The following is a 455-nucleotide window of genomic DNA, read 5'->3' as shown; positions in this document are numbered from 1 at the left end:
AGCAGGTGGTTCTCGGCCTTGGCCCCGTAAACGTGGATACAGGCGCCGGATTTGTCACGCCAGAGAACTATGAGGCAGTCGCCAAGCTCGCCGAACAAGGGCTGCGCTAGTCACCTGTGGAATCCGGCCACCGGCCGGATTCCCATTTCTGGAAGGCGGACAATGAGCGATCGCATAATAGAACTAAGGGACGTCAAGAAATCATACGGCCAAGTCTATGCCCTCGGCGGCGTCGATCTGCATGTCGGCAAGGCCGAGGTGGTCGGCCTGGTCGGAGACAATGGCGCCGGTAAGTCGACCTTGATCAAGATTCTTGCCGGTGCAGTCCGGCCGTCAAGCGGAGAGATTCTCGTGCACGGCGAGCCGGTGACGGCCGGGTGGAACGCAGCAAAGTCGAGGCAGGCCGGTATCGAGACCGTGTTCCAGGATCGGGCACTGGCGGTCCAGCAGACTAT

General features: G+C 60.7%; 1 protein-coding gene. It reads left to right on the top strand.

Going from position 1 to position 455, the window contains the following annotated elements; genetic code table 11:
* Positions 1-162 precede the first annotated feature (162 nt).
* The coding region (locus AC1D0P_RS29365) for an ATP-binding cassette domain-containing protein (protein ID WP_477679954.1) at positions 163-455 on the top strand (293 nt) is incomplete at its 3' end.

It is taken from the genome of Polaromonas sp. P1_G2, from assembly GCF_056405515.1.
This window is presented reverse-complemented; position numbering and strand designations above follow the sequence as displayed.